This is a genomic window from Bacillota bacterium (assembly GCA_033549065.1).
Classification (GTDB): Bacteria; Bacillota; Dethiobacteria; order DTU022; family DTU022; genus JAWSUE01.
The window spans coordinates 204,179-221,389 of record JAWSUE010000001.1 but is presented as its reverse complement, the minus strand read 5'-3'; the positions used below and the strand labels follow the sequence as shown (position 1 = coordinate 221,389).

General features: G+C 44.0%; 18 protein-coding genes, 2 tRNA genes and 1 other RNA gene. 17 read left to right on the top strand and 4 right to left on the bottom strand.

Translation table 11 applies throughout. The features are described 5' to 3' along the window. Positions 1 to 91 precede the first annotated feature (91 nt). A complete protein-coding gene (locus SCJ97_01080) occupies positions 92 to 664 on the bottom strand; it encodes a hypothetical protein (GenBank protein ID MDW7738637.1) in 573 nt (190 codons plus the stop codon). A gap of 201 nt (positions 665 to 865) precedes the next feature. Between SCJ97_01080 and SCJ97_01075 the strand changes: the two genes are divergently transcribed. From SCJ97_01075 to recR, 13 genes are all read left to right on the top strand, one after another. Next, complete coding sequence (locus SCJ97_01075) at positions 866 to 1,519, top strand: hypothetical protein (GenBank protein ID MDW7738636.1); 654 nt, start codon at positions 866 to 868, stop codon at positions 1,517 to 1,519. 107 nt (positions 1,520 to 1,626) lie between these two features. Beyond that, positions 1,627 to 2,079 (top strand): tRNA adenosine(34) deaminase TadA, encoded by a 453-nt coding sequence (tadA, locus tag SCJ97_01070; protein ID MDW7738635.1) that lies wholly within the window; start codon positions 1,627 to 1,629, stop codon positions 2,077 to 2,079. A gap of 87 nt (positions 2,080 to 2,166) precedes the next feature. Continuing rightward, positions 2,167 to 2,256: transfer RNA gene (locus tag SCJ97_01065), tRNA-Ser, on the top strand. Positions 2,257 to 2,493: 237 nt separating this feature from the next. Beyond that, a complete protein-coding gene (locus tag SCJ97_01060) occupies positions 2,494 to 4,122 on the top strand; it encodes a peptide ABC transporter substrate-binding protein (protein MDW7738634.1) in 1,629 nt (542 codons plus the stop codon). 90 nt (positions 4,123 to 4,212) lie between these two features. After that, the gene (locus SCJ97_01055; protein MDW7738633.1) at positions 4,213 to 5,142 is read left to right on the top strand and encodes an ABC transporter permease; all 930 of its coding nucleotides are present in this window, start codon (positions 4,213 to 4,215) and stop codon (positions 5,140 to 5,142) included. Between the two features lie 3 nt (positions 5,143 to 5,145). Further along, positions 5,146 to 6,084, top strand: coding sequence for an ABC transporter permease (locus SCJ97_01050; protein MDW7738632.1), 939 nt, complete (start codon positions 5,146 to 5,148; stop codon positions 6,082 to 6,084). 6 nt (positions 6,085 to 6,090) lie between these two features. Next, a complete protein-coding gene (locus tag SCJ97_01045; protein MDW7738631.1) occupies positions 6,091 to 7,104 on the top strand; it encodes an ABC transporter ATP-binding protein in 1,014 nt (337 codons plus the stop codon). 23 nt (positions 7,105 to 7,127) lie between these two features. After that, positions 7,128 to 8,087 carry an ATP-binding cassette domain-containing protein gene (locus tag SCJ97_01040; protein ID MDW7738630.1) on the top strand — a complete coding sequence of 320 codons (960 nt, stop codon included), beginning with the start codon at positions 7,128 to 7,130 and terminating at the stop codon, positions 8,085 to 8,087. Between the two features lie 128 nt (positions 8,088 to 8,215). Further along, positions 8,216 to 8,311, top strand: a tRNA-Ser gene (locus tag SCJ97_01035). A 15-nt stretch (positions 8,312 to 8,326) separates the two neighbouring features. Then, positions 8,327 to 8,591: signal recognition particle sRNA large type (gene ffs / locus SCJ97_01030), an RNA gene on the top strand. 145 nt (positions 8,592 to 8,736) lie between these two features. Continuing rightward, entirely contained in the window at positions 8,737 to 10,383 is a 1,647-nt protein-coding gene (dnaX, locus tag SCJ97_01025) for a DNA polymerase III subunit gamma/tau (GenBank protein MDW7738629.1), read from the top strand. Positions 10,384 to 10,399: 16 nt separating this feature from the next. After that, entirely contained in the window at positions 10,400 to 10,720 is a 321-nt protein-coding gene (locus SCJ97_01020; protein ID MDW7738628.1) for a YbaB/EbfC family nucleoid-associated protein, read from the top strand. Between the two features lie 27 nt (positions 10,721 to 10,747). After that, a complete protein-coding gene (gene recR, locus SCJ97_01015) occupies positions 10,748 to 11,344 on the top strand; it encodes a recombination mediator RecR (GenBank protein MDW7738627.1) in 597 nt (198 codons plus the stop codon). Positions 11,345 to 11,353: 9 nt separating this feature from the next. Here recR and SCJ97_01010 read toward each other — a convergent pair whose 3' ends face one another. Further along, a complete protein-coding gene (locus SCJ97_01010) occupies positions 11,354 to 11,977 on the bottom strand; it encodes a DUF3786 domain-containing protein (protein MDW7738626.1) in 624 nt (207 codons plus the stop codon). A 1-nt stretch (position 11,978) separates the two neighbouring features. Further along, positions 11,979 to 12,749, bottom strand: coding sequence for an alpha/beta hydrolase (locus tag SCJ97_01005; GenBank protein ID MDW7738625.1), 771 nt, complete (start codon positions 12,747 to 12,749; stop codon positions 11,979 to 11,981). A gap of 109 nt (positions 12,750 to 12,858) precedes the next feature. On the opposite strand from SCJ97_01005, the gene guaB reads away from it, so the two are divergent. From guaB to SCJ97_00985, 4 genes are all read left to right on the top strand, one after another. Further along, positions 12,859 to 14,361 carry an IMP dehydrogenase gene (guaB, locus tag SCJ97_01000; protein ID MDW7738624.1) on the top strand — a complete coding sequence of 501 codons (1,503 nt, stop codon included), beginning with the start codon at positions 12,859 to 12,861 and terminating at the stop codon, positions 14,359 to 14,361. 108 nt (positions 14,362 to 14,469) lie between these two features. Continuing rightward, positions 14,470 to 15,111 carry a dTMP kinase gene (gene tmk / locus SCJ97_00995; protein MDW7738623.1) on the top strand — a complete coding sequence of 214 codons (642 nt, stop codon included), beginning with the start codon at positions 14,470 to 14,472 and terminating at the stop codon, positions 15,109 to 15,111. Next, a complete protein-coding gene (locus SCJ97_00990) occupies positions 15,112 to 16,101 on the top strand; it encodes a hypothetical protein (protein MDW7738622.1) in 990 nt (329 codons plus the stop codon). Beyond that, on the top strand, positions 16,089 to 16,889 hold the full coding sequence (locus SCJ97_00985) for a stage 0 sporulation family protein (protein ID MDW7738621.1): 801 nt from the start codon (positions 16,089 to 16,091) through the stop codon (positions 16,887 to 16,889). The genes SCJ97_00990 and SCJ97_00985 overlap by 13 nt, the downstream gene beginning before the upstream one ends. A gap of 47 nt (positions 16,890 to 16,936) precedes the next feature. Here the strand turns inward: SCJ97_00985 and SCJ97_00980 are convergent, their stop codons facing one another. Next, positions 16,937 to 17,179, bottom strand: a complete 243-nt coding sequence (locus SCJ97_00980; GenBank protein MDW7738620.1) for an AbrB/MazE/SpoVT family DNA-binding domain-containing protein — start codon at positions 17,177 to 17,179, stop codon at positions 16,937 to 16,939. Positions 17,180 to 17,211: the final 32 nt, after the last annotated feature.

Here is a 17,211-nt window from a genome sequence, read left to right as displayed (position 1 = left end):
TATCTAGGAATAGGCCTCATCGCATCGTGATGAGGCCTTTAACATTTTCTAATTCATTTTTATTTCATTGATGACCTTTAAATTGCTGCAGTTAATTTACTTCCCACCAGTCACTGATGTTATCTCCGGATCCATCAATTTTTTTAGGATAATTAATATCATATTTGGTTTTAAGCGCCCTGACGATTTGATCAAACTGACTTTGCAGTTCTGATCTTTCGGTGAAATCTGTTGTATTTTTATAATCAGCAATAATGCTGTCAAGCGCTGCAAGAGCACGGTTAACTTCAGCCTGCTCCGATGGGCTTAAGCGTCCGCTTCCACCGGGAGTGGGGGTCGGTGATGGAACCGGTGTTGCCGGTGCCGGCGTTGCCGGGGCGGGAGTCGGTGTGGGTGATGTGCCTGAATCTTCCGGTGTTGCTTCAGGTTCTTCTCCATTATCCTCAACTTCGGGATCCTTCGGGTTCAGAGGATCATCAATATCACTTCCGGCTCCTTCAACAGAACGATGGGCCAGTAATAGCCATCCGGGCAGGTCTCCATTTTGCACTCCTGATTGATTTCCCGGCTCACTGCTGTCGGATGCAAGCAGCCCACAACCGATTAGTAAAGAAGAAAGCACGAGAATCAGGATCAGGATAAATAAGGTCTTGAGTTTAGGCATGCAGGTTCCTCCTTAGAAAAGACCTTTCTGAAATTACAAGCCCGCTCTTTGATTTAAAGCAACGGGCTTATCGTTATGAATTATAACTTAATAAAATCATAAATGCAATAGTTGGTTGCCATTAATCAGATTATGTTATAATGTAATCTATAGTTTGATCAGGATAATAGTTTTGTTATATTAGGTTCAGGAGGTTGGAGAATGGCTGATTTTAAAACCTGTCCGTTTTGCTTAGAAGATATCCCTTCGAGGGCTATAAAATGTAGATATTGTGAATCAATGCTGGAAGATGCCCCGGCACCCGCTGCCGTTAAGGCTGAACAAACAGGATCGGTTAAAAGTGATCGGGAGAAAAAGGTTTTAGCTCCCCGTCAGAGTGAAACCTACAAAAAAGCTTCGGTAAAGAAGGGTAACCGTTGGGTAATACCTGTAATAATCCTTGTCCTGCTCCTTGTTGTCGGCGCCGGTGCCGGTTACTGGTTCTTATTCCGCAGCGGTGATGTACCTTCTGCAGGAGGCACTGTTACCGGCGATCTTGTCGGTTCCTGGAAGGGGACGAGTGCAGATAATGAAGTATATTTTCAGTTTCTGCCAAACGAGATGGTGAATCTTGCTGTTCCATCTGAAGGTTATTGGTTCAGAACCCAGTATCGACTGGTTTCAGGTGAAGCAAATACTTACCTTGAGCTCTATCATCGCGGACTGGCAGAATGGGAACGAATTGCCCAGGTGATTTTTATCGACAATGAATTTGTCAACATCATCGACACATGGGATGGGATTGAGATCAACCTGGAAAGGGTGACTGACGCAGATTTCAGAAATGTTATTAATGATCTGCGTTTTGAACGTTAAAAATTTTATCTTTAAGTATCATCTTGCCAGGAAAGCCCTTTAATAAAAGGGCTTTTTTGATCACTCTCTTTGTGGAATGCTATAATAGGTGATAGTGGTGATTTAAGTTGACAAAAGACGAACTTTACATGAGCCAGGCAGTTGATCAGGCAATACTTGCTGGTCGTTGTGGAGAAGTGCCGATTGGAGCTGTCATCGTCCAGGATGGTAAAATACTTGCAGCAGACCGTAACAGAAGAGAAGAACTGAATGACGCTACAGCTCACGCCGAGGTTCTGGTGATACGCCAGGCAGGCAATATGCTTGCTGGTTGGCGGCTGCCGGGTTGTACGGTATATGTTACCCTGGAACCATGTCCCATGTGTGCTGGAGCATTGGTATTAGCCCGTATTGATCGACTGGTATTCGGTGCTCATGATCCAAAAGGAGGAGCAGCAGGGACTCTTCTGAATATTGTGCAGGATGACCGACTGAATCATACCATGGAAGTCACCGGTGGGGTCATGGAGGAAGAGTGTTCCGGGCTTTTAAAGGAGTTTTTCCGTGAAAAAAGAGAATGATTATCTTATTATGTTTGATAACGTCTGCGGGTTTACAAAGATGTCTTAACTGATATAATATTTTATGTGTTGCTAACTGACTATTGTGGAGAGATGGCCGAGTCCGGCTGAAGGCGCACGACTCGAAATCGTGTGTGTCGAAAGGCACCGTGGGTTCAAATCCCACTCTCTCCGCCAACAAGCACTATGGATAAAGGGATTGCGGTTATATCCGCAATCCCTTTACTTTACTTAAAAATGTAATTAATATTTGTCTTTTGAAATAATATTGCATAATGATCACAAAAGGAGGATAATCTAGCTGATTGAACCTCTTTACTGTATTTGCTGGATTCGCTTATATGGAGGTGATGCGGGGACGGCATTGCTAAACTTGAAAGGTTTTGCAATTCAAATTTTAGGGGGGTTCTTGATTTGAAACGTTTTTCATTTTTACTGATCGCTCTATTGCTAAGTGTGGTTTTGTTAACATCCGGGTGCGGCGGTGATACCGGCGGGGATGGTGGAGATGGCGGAGACGCACCTGGCGAGGAAATGGTCCTTGTGCATAATGTGGGAACTGAGCCGGAAACAATGGATCCACATCTTTCTACCGGAGTTCCGGAAGCAACCATAATGCTTCAGATCTATGAAGGGTTGGCAAGGTTAAATAATGACAGCTTACCTGAACTGGCCCTTGCCGAATCTGTCGAAGTCAGTGAGGATGATCTGATTTACACCTTCCATCTTCGCGATGGTCTGGTTTGGTCGAATGGCGAACAGCTGACAGCCGAAGATTTTGAGCTTTCCTGGAAGCGTGCTCTTGATCCTGAACTGGCTGCTGATTATGCTTACATGCTCTACTATATTAAAGGAGCTGAAGCATATAATACCGGAACAGGCAGTGTAGATGGCGTAATGGTCGAAGCGCTTGATGAGAAAACCCTTCAGGTTACCCTTGAAGCGCCAACACCGTTTTTCATGTCACTGGTAGCATTTAAAACATACTATCCATTGTATCAACCGGCCATAGAAGCGGACCCGGAAGGATGGCATCTAAGCGCTGATACAATCATTGGTAATGGGCCATTTAAACTCGAAAGCTGGGCCCAGGGTCAGATGGATTTTGTACCCAATGAAAATTACTATGATGCAGATGCCGTTATTCTGGACCGCCTGGTCTTCACAATGGTCGAGAATGAGAGCACCGAACTGACTATGTATGAAACCGGTGAAATTGATGTTACCCATACCGTACCCGGACCTGAAATACCACGTCTACAGCAAACCGGTGAGCTTTATATTTTCCCCTATTTCGGTACCTACTACTACATCTTCCAGGTTGAAAAGCCGCCGCTTGATGATGTCAGGGTCCGGAAAGCTTTAACCCTGGCGATCGATCGGGATGCTCTGGTTACCAATGTAACCCAGGGTGGCCAGCTTCCAGCATATGCATATGTGCCGAGTGGAATTCCCGAAGCTGACGGCAGTGACTTCCGTGAAAACGGTGGCGATTATTTCACTTATGATCCGGAAACAGCCAAACAGCTGCTTGCTGATGCGGGCTATCCGGATGGGGTTGGATTCCCCTCAGTGGAAATTCTATACAACACCTCTGAAATGCATAAATTAATAGCTGAGGCCATTCAGGAAATGTGGAAGCAGAACCTGGGCATTGAAAATGTAACCCTGACTAACCAGGAATGGGGGGTTTATTTGAATACCCGTGACGAGGGTGACTTCATGATCGCCCGCGCCGGCTGGATTGGTGATTACCTCGACCCCTACACCTTCCTCGATATGTGGGTAACTGGTGGTGGTAACAACAACTCCCGCTGGAGCAATGCAGATTACGATCGCATTTTAACCGAGGTGCGGATGCTTGATGACGAAGTTGCCCGCATGGAAATGATGCACCAGCTTGAGGACATCCTGATGGAAGAGATGCCAATAGCACCAATCTATTACTATACATTACCGATTATGATTAAAGATTATGTGAAAGGTTACAGCAAAGCAGCCGTAGGCGGTTTGGACTTTAAGACTGCTTATATTGAGAAATAAACCCATTTGAAATAAGCTTAAAGAGGTATACCAGGGGCCGTTAATTCTCCTCGGTATACCTCTTATTTACCTCTGGAGGTGCCTGCACCGATGCTTGGCTACCTTATTCGACGAATATTATCAGCGATTTTTGCTGTTTGGATTGTTATAACTGTTACCTTTGTTTTTATGCATGCTATTCCAGGTGGACCTTTCCAAACAGAAAAAGCAATTCCTCCGGCCATAAAGGCGAATATTGAAGCCCGTTACAAGTTGGATCAACCGCTTCATATTCAGTATGTTGATTATCTCAGCCATGTTGTGAGAGGTGATCTCGGTCCTTCTTTTAAATACCGCGGCCAGACTGTAAACGGAATTATTGCCGAACGGTTCCCGATATCAATGCAGCTCGGTTTGCTTACCTTTACCATTGCAATAATCGTCGGAGTGGGCGCCGGTATTCTTGCCGCGCTTTACCAGGGCAGGATTCCCGATTATATCACCATGTTTTTCTCAACCATCGGAATATCTGTTCCCAGTTTTATTTTAGGTACTTTATTAATGTACTTTTTAGCTTTTAAATGGGGCTTGCTTCCGGCAGCAATGTGGGGTACCCCACAACATATAATCATGCCGGCCATGGCACTTGCCGGACTGCCTACTGCTTTTATCGCCCGCCTGACCCGCTCCAGCATGCTCGATGTCCTGAACCAGGATTATATGAGAACAGCTTTGGCCAAGGGACTTCCCCGCTGGCGTATCATCTGGATTCATGCAGTAAAAAACGCGATCATCCCGGTAATAACCTATTCCGGGCCCTTGCTGGCAGCAATTTTAACCGGTAGCTTTATTGTTGAAAACATATTTGCCATCCCAGGTTTGGGCAAACACTTTGTAACAAGCATATACAACAGGGATTATACAGTTATTCTCGGGTTGACCATATTTTACAGCATTCTTTTAATCGGGTTGAATATGTTCGTTGATTTTGCTTATACAATGATTGATCCACGGATTAAACTTCTGGGTGGGAAGGAGTAAGCTATGCAGTACCCTGTAGAATTATTCAGGCCTGTTGCAGAAAAAACTGTTCAAGCTGAAATGGTGCGCCCCAGTATTACCTACTGGCAGGACGCCTGGCGGCGCTTGAAGCAAAACCCGGTTGCCATTGTCAGTCTGGCATTTATTGTTCTGCTCTTGATCGTGGCATTGATCGGGCCTTTCTTATCCCAATATACTTATTCCGACCAGGATTTTGATCGCAGAAACCAGGGGCCGAGCGCTGAACACTGGTTTGGTACAGATACACTTGGTAGAGATCAGCTGGTCAGGGTAATGCACGGAGCGAGGATTTCCCTTGCCGTTGGATTTGTTGCTTCCATAACTACATTTTTTATCGGGGTAATCTATGGGGGGATATCCGGTTACCTTGGTGGGAAAGTGGATAATGTAATGATGAGAATTGTCGATATATTGTACAGCATACCATTTCTACTCTGGGTCATTATGCTCATGGTTCTCTTCAGGGAACTATTCCCGGCAACCGGAGGTGGTGCCGGACTCTACAGTATCTTCATCGCACTCGGTCTCGTCTTCTGGTTACCCATGGCCAGAATAGTCCGGGGTCAAATCTTATCTTTAAAAGAACAGGAATTTGCCCTTGCCGCCCAGACAATTGGTGCTCCAAAATGGAAAATATTGTTCCGGCACCTGATACCCAATGCTATGGGTCCGATAATTGTTACTGCAACTTTGTCAATCCCGGAAGCCATCTTTACCGAAGCATTTTTAAGTTTTATCGGTCTTGGTGTTTCAGCGCCACGAGCCAGCTGGGGAATGCTGGCTTCAGACGCCTTAACATCACTTCGTTCTTTTCCTCACCTGCTCTTGTTCCCGGCGTTAGCAATTTGTTTGACTCTGCTGGCTTTTAATTTTCTTGGTGACGGTTTACGCGATGCTCTTGATCCGCGTATGCGTAAATAGGAGGATATGGCTGTGGGTAAACTACTAGAGGTAGATAACTTGCATGTTCAGTTCAAAACTTATGCCGGAGTTGTTGAGGCAGTTCGCGGAGTCAGCTTTGAGCTTGATACCGGTGAAGTTTTAGCGATAGTCGGTGAATCAGGTTGTGGAAAGAGTGTTACAGCACAATCGATCATGCGACTGATCCCTGAACCGCCGGGAAAAATAACGAATGGAAAAGTAATGTTTGACGGTCGTGAAATCCTTGACTTATCCGAGCGGCAGATGCGCTCAATCAGGGGTAATACAATCAGCATGATTTTCCAGGACCCGATGACATCCCTTAATCCTGTGCTGACTGTGAAAACCCAGATCATAGAAAGCCTGAGACAGCATGTTTCTATGAGCAGCAGTGCTGCAGAAAAACATGCTCTAGCTCTATTAAGTCTTGTCGGTATTCCGGCTCCTGAAACCAGGTTAAGGCAGTACCCCCACGAACTGAGTGGAGGGTTAAGGCAAAGGGTGATGATTGCCATGGCCCTTACCTGTGATCCCAAACTTCTTATTGCCGATGAACCGACAACTGCACTGGATGTTACTATTCAGGCTCAGATTCTGGAGGTGATCAAAGAGATTAAAGAGCGTTTAAATATGTCTTTGATCCTGATTACCCATGATTTGGGCGTTGTAGCAGGGATAGCAGATCGCGTTATGGTTATGTATGCCGGTCAGATTGTTGAAACCGGAACAGTTGACGAAGTGCTGAAAACACCTACTCACCCTTATACGTGGGGGCTTCTTCGTTCACTTCCCCGGCTTGATATGGATCGATCAAAGAAACTCGTTCCCATCTGGGGTCAACCTCCGGATCTTTTGCAGAGTTTTAATTGCTGTCCTTTTTCTCCACGCTGTGACTACGCAATGGAGATCTGCAATATCGAGATGCCCGAACCTTTTGGCCCAAACAAGGTCCGCTGCTGGCTTGAACATCCCCAGGCTCCAAAAGTAGATCGGTATTCCAGGGAGGTTGTTGAAAAGTGACAGCCATATTAACCGGGCAAAAAATGATTGAAACAGTAAATCTAAAAAAACATTTTGTAAAAACATCGGGTATGATCGGGAAACCGCTCACAGTCAAGGCTGTCGACGGAGTTTCATTTGATATTTACCATGGAGAAACTCTTGGTTTAGTCGGAGAGAGCGGATGTGGAAAAACAACTGTTGGCAGGACTTTAATTGGACTTTACAAGCCGACTTCAGGTAGTGTACTGTATAAAGGTGAAGATTTGGTTAAAGCTGATACTAATAAATGGGCTATTTACCGGCGTCAGATGCAGATGATCTTTCAGGATCCTTACTCTTCACTAAATCCAAGAATGACCGTAGGCGATATAGTGGGAGAGCCAATTGATATCCACCATCTTGCAGGCAGTAAATCCGAAAGACTTGAAAGAACACAGCAGCTTCTTGAACTGGTTGGTTTGAACCCCGAACATATAAACCGTTACCCTCACGAATTCAGTGGCGGTCAGAGACAGCGTATTGGAATAGCCAGGGCACTTGCAGTTGAGCCTGATTTAATTGTTTGTGACGAACCAATATCAGCAGTAGATGTTTCCATCCAGGCTCAGATTATTAATATGCTTGAAAAGCTGCAGGACGAACTGGGTTTAACTTATCTGATTATTGCCCATGATTTGTCCATGATTAAATATATTTCTGACCGGGTAGCGGTTATGTACCTTGGCAAAATAGTTGAACTGCTGACCAGTGATAACCTATATAAAACCCCACAGCACCCCTACACGAAGGCTCTCCTTTCTGCAGTTCCGATTGCCGATCCTGTTGTCGAACGGCAAAGAAAGAGAATAATCCTCGAAGGTGATGTGCCAAGCCCGGTAAATCCACCGGGTGGATGCTATTTCCATACCCGCTGTAGTCGGGTATTGCCCATATGCCGTGAGGTTGAACCGGAAAGAACCGATCTTGGAAACGGACAGTGGGTTGCCTGCTATAACCCGTAAAATAGCTAACTGCATATTTATCTAATTGGTTAAGCCACCTCTGTAAAAGCATTTTATGTTAAATTGTAACAGTTGAATGGGTGGCTTTTTCATTGTATAATATGACAGTTGAGTATTTCGTCCGGCGTGGAGAGATGGCTGAGTTGGTCGAAGGCGCTCGCCTGGAAAGCGAGTAGATGGGGCAAAACCCTGTCTCGAGGGTTCGAATCCCTCTCTCTCCGCCAATTTTTTTGGTTTGGCCGTGCTAGACGGGGAGGTAGCGGTGCCCTGAACCCGCAATCCGCTATAGCGGGGTTGAATTCCTGCCCCCGGTCGTGCAGCTTTAGGGTCAGCACCGGGTAAGTGGTGTCGAAGGCCTGGTCCCGTGCGGCGCAAGCTTATGAACCCCGTCAGGTCCGGAAGGAAGCAGCGGTAAGTGAGTATTTGCGGGTGCCACGGGAGCGCCGGGTTGGAGCTAACTGCCTGGAAGGCGCCTGGGGTTGCCGGTCAAAGGCAGGTGCACGGCCTTTAATATTATGATAAAGCTTCAGCTATCCCTGTTACCCGAAACTCTGGGCATCTTTCGATTGAATCGCAATGCTTTCATCTTAGGGCATATACTGCTAAGAAAAAGTTTTAACATAACCGGGAACCAATTAAGATCTGAGGTGTGGATAAGGTGCCATATCTAAGCTTGTACAGGCGACAAAGACCGATGACATTTGCAGAGATGACTGGCCAGGAACATATAACCCGGACATTGAGCAATGCTCTCAGGAGGGATAACCTGGCCCATGCATACCTTTTCTGTGGTCCCAGGGGCACGGGTAAGACTACTGCAGCGAAAATATTATCACGCGCCATGAACTGTGAAAAGTATCCGGTGGCAGAACCCTGTGGGCAGTGTGTAACCTGTAAAAACATTTTAGCCGGTGTTTCGATAGATGTAATTGAAATGGATGCAGCTTCAAACCGGGGGATTGATGAAATACGTGAATTAAGAGAAAGAACGCGCTTTGCCAGCGGAGAATGCCGCTATAAAGTATATATTATAGATGAAGCCCATATGCTTACACCCGAGGCTTGTAATGCTTTTTTAAAAACCCTCGAAGAACCTCCTCAAAACGTGGTTTTTATTCTGGCTACCACTGATCCGTCACGCCTACCTTCGACAATTGTATCACGTTGTCAGCGGTTTGATTTTCACCTTTTATCACTTGAGCAAATTAAGACAAGGCTATTACAGATTCTTGAATTGGAAAAATGGAAAGCCGAAGATGATGCCCTGATATTGATATCACGATTGGCGGATGGTTCACTTAGGGATGCATTGGGAATCCTTGAACAATCTGCTGCATACGGAGAAGAACGAATTACCGCTGATCATGTTCGTGCCGTTACCGGTTCCACCAGGGTTGAAACAATCAGGACTCTGGTTGAATCTTTGGTAAACGACAATCTGGATACCGGCTTGGAGTCTCTTGAAAATATTGTATACAGCGGCCGTGATCTACAGCTGCTTATTCGCGATTTAATTTTTGTATTTAGCAGGATGCTTTTGGCAGATGAAAAAGAAGATAAAAAAACAGTCGTAAGTATGTATGGGTTCGAAGATATTATTCACGTTAATAAAAAACGATTGTCCCGCCAATCGATTTTAGATGTTATAGAGATGCTTCATATGGTAGGAGGAGAACTTCGGCATGCTCATTTTCCGCAGTATATTCTTGAAGTTGCCCTGATCCGGCTAATCAGGCTTCTACATGGGAGAGTGGAGCAAGTTTCATCCCGGGACAAAATGGAAAGTACCAAACTTTCAGAGGAGCCCCCGGTAAGTTCTTCGGATACTGACCTTGGCAAAATACCTGAGGTTGCTTATATCTCAAATGAAAATTCAACTGAAAAAACAGCTACTCCTGATCTTACCGAAAATCTTAATAAATTGAGAGAGGCCTGGCCCGAAATAGTTCATCAATTAAAAAGAAAACAGAAGAGTACTGCGGCCTGGTTGGAACCGGCAGAAATAGAAGATTTTAAAGGACATTTGATTTCTCTGTCATATAAACCTGAATATGCTATTCACCGGGAGCGAATAATGGGTGATGCTCATCGTAAATTGGTTGAAGATGCGCTCTCTGCGTTCTGCCGTAAATCTGTTCATATTAAAGCAATATTGACAGAGGAAACAGAGAATACAGCTGAAAAAGATATTAGCGAAAAGATTTCTGACAGGAAGGTATCAGAGGCTGTAAAAAAATCAACAAGCGCTGAAGATGCTGTAAAACTATTTGGTGGTGAATTAATAGATTCCGATTGAAAGGAGTTGGAGAATAATGTCCAATGGTGGTATGGCCAAAATGATGAAACAACTGCAAAAAGCCCAGGCGGATATGAGCAGGCTTCAGGAAGAAATTGCAAAAAGAACTGTTGAGAGTACTAGCGGTGGTGGTGCGATAAAGGTTATTGCCAACGGCCAGAAAAATCTGGTGTCAATTCAGATAGATCCGGAAGTTATATCTGAGGAGAACCGTGAAATGCTTGAAGATTTGATCATTGCAGCGGTCAATGAAGCATTTCATCGAGTTGATGAAATGGTTGCACAAGAGATGCAGAAAATGGCTGGCGGTCTTGGTCTTCCTCCCGGCTTGATGTAATTATCAGAAAGGCAGTTGAAACAGTCAATGGCTTTTCCAAATGCGCTCAAGAGACTGATCGAGGTATTATGCCGTTTCCCGGGAGTCGGACCAAAAACAGCTCAAAGATTGGCTTTTTTCTTACTTGGCTGTTCAAGGGAAGAAGTAGTTACTATAGCCAGGGCGATGGTTGACGCAAAAGATAAGCTCACCTTTTGTGAAGTTTGCGGGTGTTTGTCCGAAAAAGAAGGATGCGCTTATTGCCAGGATTCGAAACGTGATAAAAGTTTGATCTGTGTGTTACAGGAACCACGGGATGTATTAGTCCTTGAACGAACCGGTCAGTACAGGGGGCTCTATCATGTATTACATGGTGCCCTCTCTCCCTTGGACGGTATTGGCCCGGAAGAACTTAAGCTGGATAGATTAGTGAACAGAATAGAAGAAGAAGGTATTAATGAAGTTATTATTGCCACCAATCCAAATGTAGAGGGAGATGCAACTGCAGGTTACCTGGCAAGGCTTTTGAAACCACTGGAAATAAGAGTTACAAGAATTGCTTTTGGCTTGCCGGTTGGTGGGGATATTGAATATGCAGATGATTTAACGCTTAGCAGAGCTCTTGAAGGGCGCAGGGAAATGTAAAAAAACATTTTAAGTCTTCATATAATTTTTCATCGCTCCAACTACCATTGCCGGCAGGTGGGCATAATCTTCGGTTGGAAGATAACCGGAAGCTGTTTCGTCAAAAAGAATATTTGCAGATGCAGGCATTTCATCATCACCCGGCCATAATTGAAAGCATATAGGCACTCTCGGCAATACAGGAATCATTATACTGATGCCGCTCATTGAGAGCCTGGTCCCTCCCATGGCAAGAGCAGACTTTTCATATTCATCGGGAATTTCTCCGAAAGTCCTGAGAAAAGGTTTCACAGCCTTGTTGTTAAAAGGATCGATATATATATCACCGCCTGGTAAATGCCTGTATGCAATCCAACGTCCGGTCAGCTTCTGACCGTTTGCTGTGATCATATAGTGTAGAATTATTATTGCAACATATGTGGAAGCGGGTTCGCCGTTTTTCAAGGTTACATTTCCTGATGGATATTGAACCAGGTAATCTGAATCGATAAAACGGACTGTATGAATTGAGTCATGTTGGTCATAAGGGACATCAGCCTGTTCAGCCATTTTATCGGGAACATTCCTGCTAAACTGTTTAACGGCATGCTCCAAAGTGACATCCAGGTTAAAAAAGCTTTGTTTTTTGCTCATATTAATATTCCCCCGAATTGTGCAATTTATTATGAAAAAGAACAATTGAATTGTTAACTTCATCGGGTTTTTCAATCATTGCCATATGTCCCGCGTCAGTAATTATATCAATTTCTCCCCGGGGCAGTTTATCGCTAAGAAATCTGCTGTATTTAACCGGAGTCAGTAAGTCTTTACTGCCACAGATTACCAATGATGGCTGCATTATTAGGGCTAGTTTGTCAGTGATGTTAAAATTATTGCAGGCTGATAAATCAGAATATAATAAAACAGGATTAGTAGCAGTTAATTCTTCTCTGGCACGGTTGAGCAGTTCATCCGACGCATTCTCCCCGTATAGATATTGAATAAAATCAGCTGGCATAGTTTCTTTTTTAAGAGAACTGAGCAATTCAGGTAATACCTTTAAACGGCACCCGGTGCCGATAAGTACAAGCCCCAAAACGTGATCAGGGTATTTCATCGCATAAGCCATAGCAATAGCTCCGCCCATTGAATGGCCGGCTAACAGAAAATCTTTGAGTTTCAAGCTTTCTGTAAATTGGTGCAGCCAGTCTCTGTATGTTTCAATATTACTTGCCGGTGGGCCTTCCGAGCGACCATGACCGGGCAGATCAACTGCTATAGGCTCTAATGAGTCAGGTAAATTCTTCAGTTGGAAAAGCCAGTGGTGATGTCCTCCACCTGAGCCATGGCAAAAAAGTATCGGCGTTCCCGTTCCATTTCTTTGGCTGTAATAGCAGCGTACCGAATTTATCTCGATATACGGCATGCATTCACCTCTTCCAGTTTAGATACTCATAAATGAATTCGCTTTAAAATAAGGCTTATCCTGCTGTAACTCCACACATACATTATTGACACTGGGTAAGTGGTTTGTTATGATCATTGAAATTAACAACCTGATTAAAATACGGGGGGAGAATAACTTGCAAGCTGACAAATTCGCGTGGGAAGGTCTTACTTTTGATGATGTTCTCCTGGTTCCCTCCCGGTCAAAAATCTTACCTCGGGATGTTGATATATCAACTCATTTAAGCCGAAATATAAAACTGAACTTGCCATTGATGTCAGCAGGTATGGATACGGTTACTGAGTCCAGAATGGCTATTGCCATTGCCCGCGAAGGAGGTATAGGCGTAATTCACCGTAATATGCCCATGGAGAAACAGGCTGAAGAGGTGGATAAAGTTAAACGTTCCGAGCATGGGGTAATCACTAACCCCTTCCGTTTAACCCCAGAACATATTCTTAATGATGCTGCAGCATTAATGGAGAGATACAGAATTTCAGGCGTACCTGTAACTGTTGGTGAAAAGTTGGTCGGTATTATAACCAATCGCGATCTGCGTTTTGAAGAAGATTATTCAAGACCGATTGGAGAAGTAATGACACATGATAAACTGGTAACAGCTCCTGAAGGAACAACCCTCAAAGAAGCACAGGAAATTTTGCGGCACCATAAAATAGAAAAATTACCTATCGTTGATGATCAATTTAATTTAAAAGGATTGATCACAATCAAAGATATTGAGAAAACTATTCAATTTCCACGGGCATCCAAAGACCGCAACGGAAGATTGCTGGCAGCAGCAGCAGTTGGGGTTGGCAGGGATGCTGTCGCCAGGGCCGAGGTACTTGCTGAAGCGGGAGTTAATCTTATCGTCGTCGATTCTGCTCATGGTCATTCCCAGCCGGTTCTTGATACGGTAAAAGAGATTAAAAGGCTCTTTCCTGATATAGATCTTATGGGGGGTAATATTGCTACTGCTGATGGAGCAAGGGATCTGATCAAAGCCGGAGCAGATGCAATTAAGGTAGGAGTCGGTCCGGGTTCAATTTGTACAACCAGGATAATTGCCGGTATCGGAGTTCCTCAAATAACTGCGGTTTTTGAAGCAGCCCGGGCGAGCAGGGAGTTTGAAATACCGGTTACAGCGGATGGTGGAATTAAATATTCGGGAGATATTACTAAAGCCCTGGCAGCTGGAGCTTCGACAGTCATGATTGGAAGCTTGCTGGCTGGAACTGAAGAAAGCCCCGGTGAATTTGAGATATTCCAGGGTCGCAGTTATAAAGTTTACAGGGGTATGGGTTCATTGGGAGCGATGAAAGAGGGATCCCGTGATCGCTACTTTCAGGAATATGAGCAGAAATTGGTTCCGGAAGGGATTGAAGGTAGAGTTCCATTTAGAGGCACTGTTGGTGATATGGTTTTTCAAATGGCTGGTGGTCTGCGGGCCGGGATGGGATATTGTGGTGTGGCCAATATTGATGAGTTACAGCAGAAAACAAGATTTATCAAGATATCCGGCGCCGGATTAAAAGAGAGTCATCCGCACGGAGTTCAAATTACCAAGGAAGCTCCTAACTACAGTTTTTAAAATCTGTTTTCATCTACTTACTACTGCAGACTGTATAAGTCTGCATTTTTTTGGTAAACTGAAGATAATTGGATTATCGGATAAAAGAACAAATAGCTAGATGAAAGGGTGTTTATCTCGCGAGGATACTTAATAACTCTTGAAGGAATTGACGGCTGCGGAAAATCAACCCAGGTTAGCAGGTTGCAGCAATTTCTTTCATGGCAAAATATCCCATTTGTTTCAGTTCGTGAACCGGGTGGAACTCCCGCCGGAGAAGACATCAGGAAAATACTATTACAGAATGATTACCCTCTTTCACTGCAGTGTGAGCTACTCCTCTATATGACCGCACGGTCTGAATTAGCCGATCAGATTATAATTCCTGCTTTGTTGGCCGGCAAACTGGTTATTTGTGATCGCTATACTGATTCTACTCTTGCTTACCAGGGATATGGTGGAGGCGCTGATATTTCTTGGATCCGTGAATTAAATCACAAGGTAACAAGGGGAATTTCTCCAGACCTGACCTTTTTGCTCGATTTGCCGGTTTCCGAAGCTTTTTCCAGAAGAGGTAATAATAATGACAGAATGGAGCAAAATGATCTGGCTTATTACCATAGAGTAAGGGATGGATATCTGGAATTGGCCCGGATGGAACCACATCGCTTTATCGTTATCAATGCCTCTAAGGGAATTGAGGATCAGGAAAAACTGATCGGCGGTTATGTGAAAGAATTGACAAATAAAAGGTTAACAAAGGAAGTTTAAATGAATTCAACTTTATTAATAGGGCAACCAGAAGCTCGTGAATTATTGTCAAAAAATCTAGATTTACACCAAGTAAGCCATGCAATATTAATAACCGGGCAGGCAGGAATTGGAAAGAAAAGTTGGGGCAGTGCGCTTGCCCAGGCCTTGTTCTGTAAAGACCGTGATGGAGTTGAATCATGCCAGGTATGTGATCCCTGTCGTCGTTTTCTTAGTGGGAATCATCCTGAATATTTTATTGTTAAACCTGATGGACGTAATATAAAGATTGATCAGATTAGAAATCTTCGTGAAAAATTTTTTCTGCTTGGCGGAAATAAGGTTTGTCTGATTGAACAGGCAGAAACCATGACAGCTGAAGCTTCATCATCGATGCTGAAGATACTCGAGGAACCGCCGGATAGGTTATATTTTATTTTGCTATCTGAACAGCCCGGGAAGATAATTGATACCATTTTATCAAGGTGCCAACGATATACCTTGCAGCCGTTGAGCAGAACTGAAATAATAGAGTTATTGCAGGACAGAACTAATGTTTCAGAAGAGCACGCTTATTTAATGGCCGGTATCTCAGGCGGTATACCGGGCTATGCATTGAATCTTGCCCACAATGAAGATTTTGCAAATCGGTTTGAAGAGGCAAAAACACTTGTTTCGAACCTGGCCTCAGGACGCGATTCAGTCCGCCAGCTAATCTCTTGGGCTGCCACCCTGGCAGAGAGAGAGGATCTTATATCTTTTTTAGAGCTTTTATGTATGATATTTCGCGATAGCATAGTCAGGCTGTTTATTAAAAATGAAAGATTTACAGCAAATCCGGATCAAACATCATCGGGGCTGGATAATCTGACTCCGGATATTTTGGAAGAGACCATACTATTGATTAACGAAACCGCCAATCAACTTGCAGAAACCAATGTTAATCGTCGCTTATTGATAGAAAAAATGCTTATTATTACTCAGGGGAGGTTAAGCAGATGCCAACAGTAGTCGGGATTAGGTTTAAACCAGCCGGAAAGGTTTATTATTTCGAGCCTGGATCAGATAGATTAACGCAGGGTGATCGGGTTATTGTTGAAACTGCAAGGGGTCAGGAAATAGGAAATGTTGTTTTGGATGTCAGGGAAGTGCCTGAAGTAGAATTGGTATTACCCCTGAAAAAAGTGATTAGAGTTGCTTCCGAAGCTGATTGCCGTCAGGCGGAGGAGAATGTTGAGAAGGAAGCTGCTGCTTTCGAAAAGTGTCAGCAAAAAATTAAAGAACACGGACTGGATATGAAGCTTGTCACTGTTGAATATACTTTTGATCGTAATAAGATCATTTTTTATTTTACTTCTGAAGAGCGGGTAGATTTCAGAGAACTGGTAAAAGATTTAGCTTCAATATTTAAAACCCGTATTGAGTTGAGGCAAATTGGAGTTCGGGATGAAGCCAAGATAAAAGGTGGTATTGGCCCCTGTGGGCGGGCTTTTTGCTGCAGTACATTTCTCGAAGATTTTGAACCGGTGTCGATTCGAATGGCAAAAGGACAGAATTTATCACTAAACCCTACAAAAATATCGGGAGTTTGCGGTAGGTTAATGTGTTGCCTTCGTTATGAAGCAAGTTCGTATGAAGATGCCCGTGCAGAACTCCCCAAGCAGGGATCACTTGTACTAACCCCTGATGGAGAAGGGGAAGTAAAGGATATAAACCATAGAAAACAAACTGTTATAGTAAAATTATCTGAGTCGGGCTATATAAGAGAATTTCCGGTCGAAGAGGTTGATATGCCATAATGACTGGGGCACGGTAAGACCGTGCCCCTTAGGATTTAACAAAAATATTAATCTTTTGCTAATTTGTCAATACACTCCCGGCAAACGATACGATTTCCGAAGTGTTTAACATTATCGGCATTTCCACAGAATAAGCAGGCAGGTTCATATTTTTTAAGGATAATTTTTTCAGCATCTACGTAAATTTCAAGAGCATCTTTGACTTCTATCCCCAGTGTACGTCGTAATTCAATAGGAATAACTACCCGGCCAAGTTCATCAACTTTTCTTACAATCCCTGTTGATTTCAAATCATTTCCTCCTTTTCTTCATAATGGAGCAA

Coding starts and splice junctions, on each gene's coding strand:
- SCJ97_01075 (MDW7738636.1), top strand. CDS start 866: ATGGCTGATTTTAAAACCTGTCCGTTTTGCTTAGAAGATATCCCTTCG.
- SCJ97_01010 (MDW7738626.1), bottom strand. CDS start 11,977: ATGAGCAAAAAACAAAGCTTTTTTAACCTGGATGTCACTTTGGAGCAT.
- SCJ97_01080 (MDW7738637.1), bottom strand. CDS start 664: ATGCCTAAACTCAAGACCTTATTTATCCTGATCCTGATTCTCGTGCTT.
- guaB (MDW7738624.1), top strand. CDS start 12,859: ATGATCATTGAAATTAACAACCTGATTAAAATACGGGGGGAGAATAAC.
- SCJ97_01005 (MDW7738625.1), bottom strand. CDS start 12,749: ATGCCGTATATCGAGATAAATTCGGTACGCTGCTATTACAGCCAAAGA.
- SCJ97_01020 (MDW7738628.1), top strand. CDS start 10,400: ATGTCCAATGGTGGTATGGCCAAAATGATGAAACAACTGCAAAAAGCC.
- SCJ97_00985 (MDW7738621.1), top strand. CDS start 16,089: ATGCCAACAGTAGTCGGGATTAGGTTTAAACCAGCCGGAAAGGTTTAT.
- SCJ97_01055 (MDW7738633.1), top strand. CDS start 4,213: ATGCTTGGCTACCTTATTCGACGAATATTATCAGCGATTTTTGCTGTT.
- SCJ97_01040 (MDW7738630.1), top strand. CDS start 7,128: ATGATTGAAACAGTAAATCTAAAAAAACATTTTGTAAAAACATCGGGT.
- SCJ97_01050 (MDW7738632.1), top strand. CDS start 5,146: ATGCAGTACCCTGTAGAATTATTCAGGCCTGTTGCAGAAAAAACTGTT.
- recR (MDW7738627.1), top strand. CDS start 10,748: ATGGCTTTTCCAAATGCGCTCAAGAGACTGATCGAGGTATTATGCCGT.
- SCJ97_00990 (MDW7738622.1), top strand. CDS start 15,112: ATGAATTCAACTTTATTAATAGGGCAACCAGAAGCTCGTGAATTATTG.
- SCJ97_01045 (MDW7738631.1), top strand. CDS start 6,091: ATGGCTGTGGGTAAACTACTAGAGGTAGATAACTTGCATGTTCAGTTC.